The following is a 15,859-nucleotide window of genomic DNA, read 5'->3' as shown; positions in this document are numbered from 1 at the left end:
CCATGCGTGGATGGATCAACCGACGCGCGACATGGGCGGCACATCCACGCATGGCGTGGATCTACTGGTGCCTGGATTTCTCCACACAATCCTCCACACCTTTTTTCGATCTTCCACAGGTTTCTTAAGCGGCCTGTCATCGGCACGGACCAGCATAGTCACGTCGTCGCAGAGCGGGCTGGGAGGCCCCTGGCGACAGCAGGCGTGCAATGACCGTTCCTCCCTTGGCGTTTCCCTTCGCAGTAAACCCTTCAGGAGAAGATCATGACCAAGTACAAGACCCTGGCCGCGCTGGTTGCCACCGCGCTGCTCGCTACCGTGGGCGCCGCGTCGGCGCAGACCGTTACCGGCGGCGGTGCATCGCTGCCGGCCGACCTCTACAAGGGCCAGGCTGACAGCATCCTGCCGGCCAACTTCAGCTACGCCGTGACCGGTTCGGGCACCGGCAAGAAGGCGTTCCTGGAGAACAATTCGGCGCTGTTCTCGACCACCGGCACCGTCCATTTCGCTGGCAGCGACTCGGTGCTGAGCGCGACCGAACTGAGCACCTACACCACCAACTACAACCAGTCGACCAATGCCAACCGCTACGGCGCGCTGATCCAGGTGCCGTCGGTGGCCACCTCGGTGACCATCCCGTTCAACAAGCCGGGTTCGGCCGTCAACCTGAGCGTGGCGCAGATCTGCGGCGTGTTCTCGGGCGCGATCAGCGACTGGTCGACCATCGACGCCAACCGCAGCGGTCCGATCCGTGTGGTCTACCGCACCGAGAGCAGCGGAACCAGCGAAATGTTCACCCGCTTCCTGGCTGCCGCCTGCGCCGCCGAGCCGGCTGCGACCTCGAACCTGGTCGGCGGCACGTTCGCCGTGAAGTCGACCTTCGCCGACCTGTACAAGCGCGATGCCAACAACAATCTGCCGGCCTTCCTGGTTGCCGCGCCGGCCACGGGCGGCACCTCGCTGTACAACGCTGTCTATGCGGCGGATGGCCGCATCGGCTACGTCGGCCCGGACGTGATCCCGAGCCTGACCGATGCGACCAAGGTTGCCAAGGTCAAGGGCTTCTCGCCTGACCAGGTGAGCGTGCAGGCCACCCTGGATACTGTCGCTCCGCCGACCGGCACCGCTGCCGAGAACCCCGCCAACTGGGTGCCGGTGTTCGGCAACCCGTCGGCCGGCTATCCGATTGCCGGCTACACCAACCTGGTGATCGGCCAGTGCTACAAGGATTCGGCGGTTGCCACCAGCCTGCGCGGCTTCCTGGCCCGTCACTATCCGGCGACCTACCCGGCGGCCTACGAGGCGTCGATCACCGGCCATGGTTTCATCCCGCTGACCAAGGCCTGGCGCGATGCGATCCGCAACCGCTTCGTGCTGGCCAGCAGCGCGGCCGGCCTGAACAATCCGAGCACCTGCTCGGGCATCGGCCGTCCGCTGTAATCCGCAGCACCGCGTGAACCCAGCTTGACCCGGCGCCGGCCCCTATGGCCGGCGTCGCCATTTCCGCCGTGCGGCGTGCAACGTCATGGTCCGCTGCACGCTGTCGGCTTCATGTCACGCGAACCGTCTATCAGTGGCAGGGCATGCGTTGCGCGTGTCTCCGATCACCGCCGCCGGTGCGGTCCAGTGCGCGGTCACTCGCATCAGGCGAATGCACGGCGTCGGACGCCTCCAGCTGCGGTTGGTGGTCCGGCAACACGGGGCTGCGCTGCAGAGCTCGCGTAGGCACGAATGAGGATGGACGTGTCCTCATGCAGCGGGCTGGGAGATGACAGTGGGCGTGCAGTAACGGTACCTCCCTTGGCGTTTCCCTTCGCAGTAAACCCTTCAGGAGAAGATCATGTACAAGTACAAGACTCTCGCCGCGCTGGTTGCCACCATGCTGCTCGCTACCGTGGGCGCCGCCTCGGCGCAGACCGTTACCGGCGGCGGTGCCTCGCTGCCCGCCGACCTCTACAAGGGTTCGGCCGACAGCATCCTGCCGGCGAACTTCAGCTACGCCGTGACCGGATCGGGTACCGGCAAGAAGGCGTTTCTGGAAAACAATTCGGCGCTGTTCTCGACCACCGGCACCGTCCATTTCGCTGGCAGCGATTCGGTGCTGAGCAGCGCCGAGCTGAGTACCTACACCACCAACTTCAACCGGCCGACCAACGCCAACCGCTACGGCGCGCTGATCCAGGTGCCGTCGGTGGCCACCTCGGTCACCATCCCGTTCAACAAGGCCGGTTCGGCGGTGGACCTGAGCGTGGCGCAGATCTGCGGCGTGTTCTCGGGTGCGATCAGCGACTGGTCGACCATCGACACCGACCGCAGCGGCCCGATCCAGGTCGTGTACCGTCCGGAAAGCAGCGGAACCAGCGAGATTCTCACCCGATTCCTTGCCACTAACTGCGCCCGTGAGCGGGCTGAGACCTCGAACCTGGTGGGCGGCACGTTCGCCATCAAGTCGACCTTCGCCGACCTTTACAAGCGCGATGCCAACGGCAGCCTGCCGGGGTTCCTGGTGGCCGCCCCGGCCACCGGGGACACCTCGCTGTACAACGCTGTCTACGCGTTTGAAGGCCGTATCGGCTACGCCGGGCCGGACGTGATCCCGAGCCTGACCGATGCGACCAAGGTCGCAAAGGTCAGAGGCTTCTCGCCGGATCGGGCGCAATGGGAATTCATCCTGACTGTTTTCGATCCTCCGTCCGGCATCGCTGCTCAGGACCCTGCCAACTGGGCTCCCTACATGGGCAATCCTTCAGTCATCTACCCCATCATCGGCTACACGTACCTCTTGATTGGTCAGTGCTACAAGGATCAGACGGTTGCCAATAAGCTGAGGGGTTTCCTGGCTCGCCACTATTCGGCGGCCTACCCGGCAGCCTACGAGGCATCGATCACCGGCCATGGCTTCGCCCCGTTGCCCAAGATGTGGCGCGATGCGATCCGCAACCGTTTCGTGCTGGCCAGCAGCACAGCCGGCCTGAACAATCCGAGCACCTGCTCGGGCATCGGCCGTCCGCTGTAATCCGCAACACCGGTTGAACTCTGTTTGACCCGACGCCGGCCCCCTGGGCCGGCGTCGCCATTTCCGCGACGGTCCCGCCGCCGCAGCGCTTCGCTGTCGGCTTCGTGTCACGTGAACCGTCTATCAGTGGCAGGGCATGCGTTGCGCGTGCCTCCCCGATCGTCGCCGCAGCCGCGGCCCACCAGGTTGATGAGGTTCCGATGTCGCACCCGCTCCCGTCCGCTTTTCATCCGGCCGCGCCGATGCGCCGCAATCATCCGATGGCGTGGGCCATCGCGGTCGCACTGGGCAGCATGGTGGCCCCGGCCAGCCAAGCGCAGCAGGCGTTCAGCCCGGGCTGGTTCGCCGACCGCGGTGCGGCCCAGGGCAGCGCGGCACAGAGTGGCCGCATGCCCAACGGCGTGCCGATCCAGTTCCAGTTGCCGGCCCAGCAGCAGGATGCAGCACGGCAGAAGCTGCAGCAGTCGATCGACAATCTCGGCACCGCAGCGCAGGCGATTGCCCTGCAGCAGCGACTGCAGGAACAGGCGCGGCAGGCGCGCCGCGAGGCTGGCTTCATCGTTGCCGATGGCCTCGGCAAGGACGGCCTGAGCGTCGACCAGAACCCGCTGACCCGTGGCTGGCTCAACGCGCGCGAGGCGATCCAGTCGCAGGGCAGCGACGGACGGGTGCAGGTCACGGTCGAGCAGACCGCGGACAAGGCGATCCTGAACTGGGAGACCTTCAACATCGGCGGTAACACCACGCTGAACTTCCTGCAGAACCCTGACTGGGCCGTGCTGAACCGGGTCAACGACCCGGCTGCGCGGCCCAGCCAGATCCTGGGGCAGCTCAACGCCAACGGCACGGTGTTCCTGGCCAACCGCAATGGCGTGGTGTTCGGCAACAACAGCCAGGTCAATGTACGCAACCTGCTGGCAGCCGCAGCGCGGATCAGCGATGCGCAGTTCCGCGACAACGGCCTGTACAGCCCCGACGCCAGCAGCAGCGCGCTCAGCGATGCATTCGGCAAGGTGATGGTGGAGCAGGGCGCCCGCATCGCGACCCATGAGCCGACCAGTGCGACGCGCGGCGGTGGCTACGTGCTGCTGGCGGGACACAGCGTGGAGAACGCCGGCCAGATCGAGGCGCGCAAAGGCCAGGTGCAGCTCGCTGCCGGTGACAGTTTCGTGATCCGGCGCGGCGTGGGTACGGCGACCAATACCAGCTCCACCACCCGCGGCAATGAAATCGCGCCGCGCTTCATCGCTGGCAGCACGGCTGGCAGCGTGCGCAACACCGGCCTGCTGCGCGCCCGCGAGGGTGACGTGACCTTGGCCGGGCGCAGCGTCGAGCAGGCCGGTGTGGCCGTGGCCAGCACCACGCTTGCGCAGCGCGGCACCGTGCATCTTCTGGCTTCGGCCAGTGATGCCGGCAGCAGCGTCACGCTTGCCGATGGAGCCACCACGGCGGTGCTGATCGAGGACGATGGCAAGGCCACGGTGCTGGATACCCAGCGCAACAGCCTCATCAAGGAGTCGGCAGAGCAGGACGCGATCCGCGCCGGCGCGCGCTCGGCAACCTTCGACAATCTGTCCCAGCACAATGATCGCCGGGACCAGTCGCGGGTGGAGATCGTTTCGGGTGGCAACATCCATTTCAGTGCGGATTCGCTGACGGTTGCCACGGGCGGCCAGATCATCGCCGATGCGGCGGCCCGCAGCTACGTAGGCGACGCCGCGCGCGTGGACGTGTCCGGCGCAGTGGGCGTACAGGTGTCGATGGAGAGCAACAATGTCCAGGTCAAGGTGCAGGGCAACGAACTGCGCGACGCCCTGGACAACCGCGACAGCGGCAAGCTGACCAGCAGCGAGATCTGGGTCGACCGCCGCAGGCTGGTCCACGTTCCGGCCGGTACCGGGGGCTACGAGGGTGAGCGCTGGTACGCGGCGGGTGGCCTGCTGGAAGTGGGCGGCTACCTCGACAACCAGGGGCACTCGATCGGCGAATGGGCCGCGCAGGGAGGCACCGTCCTGCTGGGCGGCAGGGAAGTGATCACGCATGGCGGCTCACGCATCAACCTTGCCGGCGGCAGCCTGGATGTGCAGAGCGGCGTGATCCGGCAGAGCTGGGTGCGCGGCGTCGATGGCCAGGTCTACCGCCTCGATGATGCGCCGGCGGAGATGCTGTTCGATGGGTTGTACAGGGGCCACGAAGTAAAGCAGGAGCGCTGGGGCATCACCGAGACCTTCCGTGATCCGATCGTATTCGCGGCGCAGCGTGTCGATAACGGGTACACGGTCGGCCGCGACGCAGGACGCCTGATCGTCTCCGCACCGACCGCGGTGCTGGATGGGCAGGTTGAGACTGCCACCTTCCAAGGCGCGCAGCAGAACCGCAGGCCGGATTCCGCGCTGGAGGGCTATGCGCAGGCGCAGACGGCGGCCGCACGCAACGCGCAGCTGTACTTGGGGCGCTACGACGGCCAGGGCCGCAGCGGTGTGTTCGGCTCGGAGGTGCGCCTGGATGACAAGGCTCCGACGAAGGCGGCGTGGTCGCTGCTGGCGCCGGTCAACGAGGAGCGGCGTGACACAGTGTGGCTGGATACCGCAGAGCTGAGTGCCCAGCAGTGGGGACGGATCGACCTGGCGACCGCCGATCGCATCCGCATCGATGGCAGCCTTCGCCTTCAGGCAGGCGGACAGCTCAATCTGACCGGCAGCGAGGTGGAACTGGCAGGCGACATCGGCATTGCCGGCGGCCAGCTGTCGGCGGGCAACCTGCTGGATGTCCAGGGCCGGCCGACGGCGCTGCTGCACGATGGCCGCGCCCGCACCGCCATTGCCGACGGCACGCGGATCGATCTCTCCGGTGAATGGAGCAATGCGTCACTGGCGATGCCGCTCGACGCCAGCGGTGCCTGGACGGATGGTGGTCGCCTGAGCCTGAGCAACAGTCATGACGTGGTCGTGGGCGCCGAGGCAACGGTTGACGTGGAGGCCGGCGCCGCGTTGGACCTGCGCGGCAAGGGCCGCATCGGCAAAGGGGGCAGCGTCAGCCTGCAGGCGAACAGCAGCACAGTTGCGACCGACGGCAGTGGCCGGGTGCAGCTGGGCGAGGGGAGCCGGTTCAGTGGCCGTGGCCAGGGCAGCGGCACGTTCTCGCTGGGCACCGGTGGCCGGGTGCGGGTGGGCGATGCGGATCCGGCGGACCCAGCAGCGCTGCAGGTGGATGCCGGCCTGTTCGGCAGTGGCTTTGCCCAGTACGACATCAATGGCCATCAAGGGCTGGAGGTTGCCGATGGCACGCAGCTGGCAGCGCGCATGCCGGGCCTTCGGATGACCGCAGACGCGCGCGTCGCGACGGACCGGAAGGAGGCACTGGAGAGCTGGCTGGCACCGCTCTACAGTGCCGATCCGATGAGCGGGCTGGTCCGCCAGCGCAGCGGTGCCAGCGTGAGCCTGCGCTCGGATCGCAACAGCGTCGGCGGCGACCTGCGGGTGGGCAAGGCCGCACTGATCGAGGTCGACCCGGGGCAGGCGATCTCCCTGCTCGGCGCCGGCAACATCGATGTGGAAGGCACGCTGCGTGCGCAGGGAGGACGCATCAGCATCGACGATGTGCGCCTGCCGACCACGCTCTATGCCGGGCAGCGGAGCGAGCGGACCTGGCGGTTCGCCGACGGTGCGCTGCTGGATGCCAGTGCGGATGCGGTGTCACTGGCCGACGCCGGTGGCCGCCTGCAGGGACAGGTGCGGGCGGGGGGGCGCATCGAGATCGGCGGCGCGCTCGACTGGGAGAGCTCCGCGTCGGTGGACAACCGTCCGCCTGAAGCCTTCGTCGTGCTCGAGCGTGGCGCGCAGCTGCGGGCAGCGGGCGCCTCGGCGCCGTTGGATGTCGACGGGAAGGGGCGCACCCGGGTAGACAGCGACGGCGGGCAGATCGTGCTGCGTTCGGCCAACGCTCTGTACCTGGACGGCGCAATGGATGCCTCTGCCGGCGGCAGTGGCGCGCATGGCGGCACCTTGGGCGTGGCCTTTGGTGGCAGTGTTCATGCGCGCGGCGCGAGCAAGGAGGTGCTGCGCGCGCGCGGCATTACGCTCAGCCAGCGCAGCCCGGCCGACGCGGTGCTGCCGGACCGGCTGGAGTATGGGCACGCGGCGCTGTCGGTGGAGCAGATCCAGGCCGGTGGCTTCGACACCCTGTCCGTATTCGGTGACGTCCGCGCGGAGGGCGATGTCGACCTGCGCATGGGCCAGAGCCTGCGCATCTACGGACAGGGGCAGTCAAGCCTCGGCATGGCCGTGGCAGCACCGCAGTCCAGCGGCATTTCGCTGAGTGCTCCGCACCTGCTGCTGGCACAGTCGCACTGGCAGTCGCTGCCGGGTGAGAACCTGGTGGTCACCGATACCGTGGCGTCGGCTGCGGAAGGCGACCACGTGCTGTCGGCGAGGGCTGATCTGATCGACATCCGTGATGTCACCTGGCTGCCCGGCTTCAACCAGGTCGTGCTCGACAGCCGCAGCGACGTGCGGCTGCTCAACGCGGTGTCCAACGGCGGATCGATCAGTGCGTTGATGGCGAGCGGGTCGATGGACGTGAGTGCCGCCCGGCTGTACCCCACCTCCGGTGCGACGGGCTATCTGGTCGCGGGTGCGTCTGCGGCGACCGTGGCGACGCCCGGATACTGGTCAGATCCGGATGCGGTGCTGCGCATCCGGGGTACGGGTACGGCGGCGACCACTCCGCCCGAGTCAGCGCTGGGCGCGTTGCAGCTGGTGGCAGCCACCGTGCAGCAGGGCGGCAACGTGCAGGCGCCGATGGGGGCGCTGCAGCTGGGCGGCCTGGTCCTGGGCGGCACACGCGCCAGCCGGGTGGAGCTGCTGCCGAGCAGCATCACCTCCACCAGTGGCGCAGGTCTGGCGCTGCCCTACGGCGGTACCGTGGACGGTGTGTCGTGGAGAAGGGGCAGCAGCAGCCTGGAGTCACTGACGCCGGCCGGCATTGCGTCCAAGGGCGTGACCCTTACCGCCAACGACGTGGATGTGCATGCCGGTGCGCTGCTGGACGTGTCAGGTGGCGGCGAACTGACCGGCGCGGCATTCGTCTCAGGCCGCGGTGGCTCCGTCGACGTGCTGCGCACCGCGTTGGCCGATGCCAACCCGCGCTATGCGTTCAGTGCCTCCGGCAACCCGGTGTACGCGATCGTGCCGGGACGTGCCGGCAGCTTCGCACCCAGCAGTGATGATGGCTTCGCTGCTCCAGCGGTGGGCCAGCAGATCACCGTACCCGCCGGCGTTCCCGGCCTGCCTGCGGGCACCTACACATTGCTGCCGGCGAGCTTCGCGCTGCAGCCGGGTGCATTCCGCGTCGAGCTGGGCGCGACGGGGACCTCCGGCGTGCCACAGCCGATCCAGACCGGCACCGGTACCTGGCGCGTGTCCGGCCGGCAGGGATCGGCACTGGGCGGGGTGGCGTCGCCGCTGCTCACCGATATCCTGCTGACGCCGGCGGCGGTGGTACGCCGGCATTCCGGCTACAACGAAACCAGCTACAACAGCTTCGTGCAGGCCACCGCCGACCGTCGTGGCGAGGCGCGCGGCTGGCAGACCATCGATGCGCTGGGCCTGACCCTGGCACTGGGTGAAGGCGCTGGTCGCGAGGGAACCGCGGCCATCGACTTCGCCGGCACGGCGCGTTTCTCCGCGGCCAATGAAAAGGGACGCGGCGGTACCTTGGTCGCCACGCTCGCCAGCCCGGCCGTGGGTTCGCTGGAGGTCGCTGCTGCCGGCAGTCCGTCGCAGGCGCACGATCGCGGCGCAACCTTCACCGACGACGCACTCAATGCGCTGTGGCCGGAACGCATGGTGATCGGCGGACAGTTCAACGAGTCGGCTTCGCTGGTGGCGGTGTCCGGCTCGGTGCGCGATGTGGCGATCCGCTCCGGTGCGACCCTGCAGGCACCGGAGATACTGGTGGCTGCGGCGTCCGGTGGCAGCGGCATCCTGGTCGAAGCCGGGGCGACACTCGACACCTTGTCTTTCGCACGCGACAGCGCGTCCGCGCCGACCGTGCCCTATCAGGTCAATGGCGGCCTGCTGGCCGTCTCGAACCAGCGCCTGAACCTGATCACCGGTACGACCGGTGTGGCGGCCGGGCCGGTCGCGATCGACATCGGCGGCTGCCAGAACGACTGCGAAGGCGAGGCACGGCTGGTGTCCGATGGCAGCATCGGGGTGGCCACCGATGGTGTGCTGCAGATGCGCGATTCCGCCCGTTACGGCACGCGTCAGCTTGGCGTGAGCATGGCGGCGCTCAACCTCGGCACCGCCGAGGCGATCGCGCAGGCGGCGGCCGCAGGGGCGTTGCCAAATGGCATGACCATGAACCAGTCCGTGCTGCAGCAGCTGCTGCGCGGCAATGATGCCACCGGCGCACCGGCGCTGGATACGCTGAGCCTGGTCGCACGGGATTCGGTCAACGTCTTCGGCAGCGTCGACCTGGATGCGCGCGACAGTGCCACCGGCCGCGGTGGCCTGCAGACGCTGGTACTGGGCGCGCAGGCCATCCATGGCTATGGTGCGGCGAGCGACCGTGCGCGCATCCTGGTGGACACACTGGTCTGGGACGGTTCGCTGGCGGCGACGCAGGCGCCGGGCAGCGATGCGTCGGTGCCGCCGGCCGATCCGATGGTGGACCGGCTCGGCGCGGGGCAGCTGGACATCGTCACCCGCAACCTGCAGCTGGCGCGCGCCCCGTTCAGCCGTCCCAGCTCCGAGGTGCCTGCCAACCGTCAGGTACTCGGATTTAGTGCGCTGAACCTGAGTGCTTCGGAGCAGCTGTCGTTCTCCGCGCAGGGCACGCTGGACGTGTTCCAGCAGCGCGGCGACTATCTGGCCGACAAGGGCTGGCAGTACAGCGGAGGCAGCCTGGGTATCGATACACCGCTGTTGACCGCCGATCCCGCCGCGCAGCTGCGCGTGCGCACCGGCGGCGACTTCCGCCTGCAGGGGGGCACCGGTAAGGCGGGTGGCGATGCACTGGGCAGTGAGCTGAGCATCGACGCCAACCGGATCACGCTGGACAGCACGATCGCGCTGGCTTCAGGACGGCTGTCTGCGAACGCGCGCGAGGGCATCACGCTTGGCAGCCGGGCGGCGCTGGACCTTGCCGGGCGCAAGGTCTCGCTGTACGACGTGGACAAGTTCAGCTGGGGCGGTGATGTCCTGCTGTCCAGCGACACGGGGGACATCCGCACCGATGCGGCCTCCCGCATCGATGTTTCCGCCCGCAACAACCGCGGCGGGCGCATGACGGTCACCGCAATGGCCGGCCGAGCCGATCTGGCGGGTGATCTGCAGGGCACCGCCAGTGGCCGCTACGATGCCGGTGGCACGCTGGTGCCCTACGACGGTGGTGAACTTGTGGTGCGGGCACGCCAGTTGCAAGACTTCACCGGCCTCAACCAGCGATTGACCGCCGGCGGCGTCGTCGGTGGTCGCAGCTTCCAGATCGGTGAAGGCGATCTGCGGATCGGCGACGAAGTGAAGGCGCGCCGGGTCGACATCAGTGTCGACGCGGGCAGCATGACCGTGGCCGGCCGCATCGACGCCAGCGGCGAGCAGGTCGGCAGCATCCGCCTGTACGCCCGTGATCAGTTGCAGGTGGACGGCACGCTGGACGCGCACGGTACCGGCCTGCGCGTGGACAGCCATGGCAAGATCATCGACAGTCCGAACCGGGCCACCATCACGCTGGGCAGCGCCGAAGGCGCCGTTGGTCTGGGCAGCGCGGCGCACCTGGACATGCGTGCAGGCAGCGACGTTGCCCTCGGTGACGGCCCTGGACAGAACGACGGCATGGCGCGGGGCTCGCTGAAGATCGATGTGCCGCGGCTGGGCAGCAACGACGCGGCGATTGCTGCGGCCAGCGGCCTGCGCATCGATGGCGCGGCCGACATCCAGCTCAATGGTGTCCGTCGCTACGACGATGCGCCCCTGGCCAGCACCGCTGATGTGCGCGGCAACCGCGCGCAGCTGGTCACCCAGCAGTGGCTGGACCAGGTGGTCGATCCGCACAGCGTGGCCTGGATCGATGGCGCGCTGGGCAATCCGGATCTGCAGCAGCGCACCGCCGCGCTGGGCGACGTCCGCCTGCGTCCCGGCGTGCAGGTGGTGGCGCGGCGCAGCGAGGCCAATCCCGAGGGCGACCTGACCATTGCCGGCGACATCGATCTGTCCGGCTACCGCTACGGGCCCGAAGCCAACCGCGCCGATCCATCGCGGCGTGGCTTCGGTGAATCGGCTTCGCTGGTACTGCGCGCCGAAGGCAACATCAACGTCCATGGCAGCATCAACGATGGTTTCGCACCGCCGCCGTCCACGCCGGACGAGGGCGGTTGGCAGTTGTATGAGGCTCGCAATGGCAGCGCCGGGCACACCCCCTTCGGTGGCGACCTGGTGGTGCCGGTGGACGGAGTGAAGCTGCAGCCCGGCACCGAGTTCCAGGCCGGCACCCGCCTGAACTATGACGTGCCGGTCGAATCGGTAACGCTTCCGGTCGGTACCGTGCTGCCCGCGCCGATGGTGATCTCGCAGACCCTGCGCCTGCCTGCGGGCACGGTGCTGGGTGCGGCGGTGACCACCGACTCCGGGCAGACGCTGGCGGCGGGCACCGTGCTGCAGAAGCCGCTGGTGCTGGCGGCCGGTGCGCGCCTGGGGGCCGGCTTCCGCCTGCGCAGCGCCGTACAGATGGCGGCACAGGAGTGGCCCGCCGGCGCGGTGCTGCCGGTTGCGCTGCGCCTGGCACGCGAAGTCGAGCTCAAGGTGGGCGCCTACATCCCATCGTTGACCAAGGTGGAGCTGCCCGGCAACGGGCCGGTGAATCTGCGGCCGGCCGATGCCAACGGCAACCAGGGGCGCAACTGGGCGCTGGCGCCGATGCTGGCCGAGGGCACCACATCTTGGGACCTGACCGTGGTTGCCGGTGCCGATTCCGGGGCGGCCGATCCACGCAGCCGGCGCTGGGGCGCCGAAGGCAGCGTGGTGCTGGCCGACACCCACCAGGGCTCAATCGGTACGGTCAAGACCGAAATCATTTGGGTGGGTGATCGTGCGTTGACTGAGCGGGCATCGCTGGACTGGATCGGCGACACCTCCTATGCGGGCCGTCCGATCGCGGAGCTGGCCGACATGTACGGCTTCACCGAAGATGAGTTCTGTGCGATGTCGGCTGACTACTGCGGCCCGGCCCCCCGCCAGGTGGCCGCGCAGGGCTCGCTGGATTACTGGGGCGATGAGTCCTACGTGGGCACCCCTGCGAAGGACTTCGCGGCGATGTTCGGCATGACCGAAGACGAGTTCTGCAGCACCGCACCCAGCTACTGCGCCGGCGGTGGCACGCAGACCGAAGTGACCACCTACGGCAAGCGCGCGGGCACGCCGGCCTGGAGCGTGCTGCGCACCGGCAAGGGGGACCTGGAACTGCTCGCTGCCGGTGATGTCGTGATGAAGTCCGGCTTCGGTGTGTACACGGCGGGCACTCCCACCACGCTGGGCGAGGGCCGCGACGCTGCCTTCAATTCGCCCCGTGCAGCAGCCCCCAGGAACACCGCACTGCTGGGTCCGAACCTGGTGCCGGGCAGCTATGATGCCGCGTTGGCCGGCTATCAGGCCTGGTATCCCGATCATGGCGGCAACCTGCGCGTCGAAGCCGGGCGAGATATCGTCGGTGACGTCTGGACCGGGCGCGCAGAGTCGGGCACCAGCGAGCGTGACTGGGCGCTGTACTCCAGTGCCGCGGTCGGCAATTGGCTGTGGCGGCAGGGAACCGGCAGCACCACCGGCGTGGAGCCGGTGCCGACCAGCTGGTGGGTGAACTTTGGCGCCTACACCAACGTGTCCGCTGCTGCTGGCGCCTCTCCGCGGATGGTCGGCTTCACCGGCTTCGGTACATTGGGCGGCGGCAACTTGACGCTGGAGGCCGGGCGTGACGCCGGCGTGCGCGATGCGATAGGTGACGCGCTGGACTCGACGATCGCACCGCGCTCGGGTGCGATCATCGCGGCGGTGGGATCGACCGGCCGGGTCAGCGATGGCCAGCTGCACCTGACCGGCGGCGGCGACCTGCAACTGCGTATCGGTGGCGCACTGAATCCGAATCTGCGGGCGACGTTCTCCAGCCTCAATGCCTCCAGGGCGGGACAGAATCTCGACCTCAACGGTACCTTCAGCAATCTGCGTGGCAGCCTGCAGCTGGATGCGGGACGCATCGGTGCAATGGGCGTCACCCTGGAAAGCTACGCGACGCTGGGCCAGCTGCGTGCGGCCGATCTGTTCGCCGCCGACGCCGCTCGCCCGATGGGCGGGCCGGTGCTGGTGCTGGGCGATGCGGTCGCGCAGCTGCAGGCGCGGGGTGACGTCGTGCTCGGCGGCGTCGCCGATGCCGGTCGGGTTCCACTGGCCAACTACAGCGCGGTGGTGCACGACAACGGCAGCCGCGCTGCAGGCAGCACCTGGTTCTCCCTGTGGACCGACACGACCGCCGTGGACCTGTTCAGTGCCGGTGGCGACCTGGCGCCGGGCCTGGCCGGGCCGGATAACGTGACCGGCAGCAATCTGTGGCCCGAGCAGGTTGCGCTGGCACCGGGGAGCCGGGAGGAGCTGCTGAACTACTGGCTCTATCCTTCGCGCTTCAGCGCCATTGCTGCGCAGGGCGACGTCAAGCTGCACCGGATCAGCACCACGCCGGGGACGCAGGATGTGATCCTGCTGGCACCCTCGGCGACAGGACGGCTGGACGTCCTGGCCGGTGGCGGCATCTTCGCCCAGCGTGGCGCGACCCAGATCGCGCGCTCCGCCAGCGACGCGCGCCTGCCGGGACCCTTCGACCCTGCATTCATGGCCGAGCAGGGGGATTCCAGCGGCAATGTGACCCGCTCGCGTCACAACCTGTCGGTGGACGGCAACATTGCATCGCCGCAGGCATCGCTTCCGCTGTTCGCCTTCGGCCCCGGTACACCGCTGTCCACGGTCTCTGCGGCACTGGCACCGAGCCGCTTCTACGCGGTGCAGGGCGACATCATCGGTCTGGCCACCGGCGCCCAACGCACGCTGGATGCCAACGGGGGGCGGCGCACGCAGCTGAACTGGTTCGAGGCCGCCGGCGCCGTGCAACTGCGGGCAGGCCGGGACATCCTCGGGGTGTCGATGACCGCTTTGAACACCGCGCCCACCGACATCACGGTGGTGGCGGCGGGCCGCGACATCGTGCATCTGAACGCGACCATCGCCGGCCCCGGCGACACCGAGGTCAGTGCCGGCCGCCAGCTGCGCCAGGAGGATGCGGGCAGCATCGTCAGCCTCGGTGGCATCGTGCAGGGCGATGCCCGTCCCGGCGCCAGCATCGCGTTGACGGCCGGCAACCAGCAGATCGATTTCGCGGCCCTGCGTGCCCGCTATCTGGACCCAGTCAACCTTGCCGATCCCGCGCAATCGCTCGCGTCGCAGCCGGGCAAGGCAGTCAAGGTCTACAACCAGGAGCTGAAGCAGTGGCTGCAGCAGCGCTTCGGCGTGGCTGCCGACGGCGACGGGGCGCTGGCTGCATTCGACGCACTGCCGCAGGAACAGCAGCGCATCTTCCTGCGTCAGGTGTACTACGCCGAACTGCGCGAAGGTGGGCGTGAGTACACCGATGCAGAAGGGCCCCGCTTCGGCTCCTACCTGCGCGGGCGCGAAGCCATTGCCACGCTGATGCCGGACAGGAATGCGGCCGGTGCGACGATCGACCGTACCGGCGATATCGTGATGTACGGCGGTTCCGGCGTGCGCACCGAGGCGGGCGGCAACGTCGAACTGATGGCACCGGGCGGACAGATCGTGGTCGGCGTACAGGGCGTGGTGCCGCCTGCCAGCGCCGGCCTCGTCACCCAGGGGCAGGGCGATATCCGCCTGTTCAGCCAGGACAGCGTCCTGCTGGGCCTGTCGCGGGTGATGACCACGTTCGGCGGCGACATCCTGGCCTGGTCGGAGCAGGGTGACATCAATGCCGGTCGCGGTTCGCAGACGACGCTGCTGTACACGCCACCGCGTCGCCTCTATGACGGCTGGGGCAATGTGATCCTGTCGCCGCAGGCTCCCGCCAGTGGCGCAGGCATTGCGACCTTGAACCCCATCGCCGAAGTGCCGCCGGGCGACGTCGACCTGATCGCGCCGCTGGGCACCATCGATGCGGGCGAAGCGGGCATCCGTGTCTCGGGCAACATCAACCTCGCCGCACTGCAGGTGCTCAACGCGGCCAACATCCAGGTGCAGGGTGAGAGCAAGGGCCTGCCGGTGCTGGCCACGGTGAACGTCAATGCGCTGGCTTCGGCCAGTGCGGTAGCGAACAGTGCCAGCCAGGCGGCACAGGACGTGATGCGCAAGAGCCAGGACGACGCACGGCGCAACCAGCCCTCGGTGATCAGCGTGCAGATTCTCGGCTTCGGCAGCGGCACCAGCAGCATTGCGCCGCCGGCGCGCGGCACGACCGCCAGCAGCGGCTACGACGCCAACAGCGCCTTCCAGTTCCCGCAGGCAAGCCGCGACGAAGGCACGCAGCGCCGATAGGCATAGCACGCCCCGGTAGGTGCCGACCTTGGTCGGCACGCAATGTTGCCGAACGTGGCCGGTAGTAGATCCACGCCATGCGTGGATGCAGTTCGCCCGCAGGAACCGACAGCATCGGGCCAGCCGCCACGGAACGGCAGCGGCCCCAGCCAGGACGGCACGGAGGGCAGGGAGCGGCCATCAGCGGTGAGGACCACCGACACAGCGCCGCCGGGTGCAGGAGCGCACCCGGCGGGCAGGCTCGGCAGTGGACCCACGC

General features: G+C 68.5%; 3 protein-coding genes. All 3 read left to right on the top strand.

The features are described 5' to 3' along the window. Positions 1–264 precede the first annotated feature (264 nt). The 3 genes from ACMZ91_RS13070 (at position 265) to ACMZ91_RS13060 (ending at position 15,600) form a co-directional block, all read left to right on the top strand. Positions 265–1,440 carry a substrate-binding domain-containing protein gene (locus ACMZ91_RS13070; protein WP_049463074.1) on the top strand — a complete coding sequence of 392 codons (1,176 nt, stop codon included), beginning with the start codon at positions 265–267 and terminating at the stop codon, positions 1,438–1,440. A gap of 400 nt (positions 1,441–1,840) precedes the next feature. Continuing rightward, entirely contained in the window at positions 1,841–3,016 is a 1,176-nt protein-coding gene (locus ACMZ91_RS13065; RefSeq protein WP_049463623.1) for a substrate-binding domain-containing protein, read from the top strand. Positions 3,017–3,216: 200 nt separating this feature from the next. Beyond that, positions 3,217–15,600 carry a putative filamentous hemagglutinin family protein gene (locus ACMZ91_RS13060; protein ID WP_414576791.1) on the top strand — a complete coding sequence of 4,128 codons (12,384 nt, stop codon included), beginning with the start codon at positions 3,217–3,219 and terminating at the stop codon, positions 15,598–15,600. Positions 15,601–15,859 lie beyond the last annotated feature (259 nt).

This window comes from Stenotrophomonas sp. FR024 (assembly GCF_047500745.2).
GTDB classification, from domain to species: Bacteria; Pseudomonadota; Gammaproteobacteria; order Xanthomonadales; family Xanthomonadaceae; genus Stenotrophomonas; species Stenotrophomonas maltophilia_A.
Note: the sequence above shows the minus strand (reverse complement) of the source record. Positions and strands in the feature narration are given on the sequence as shown.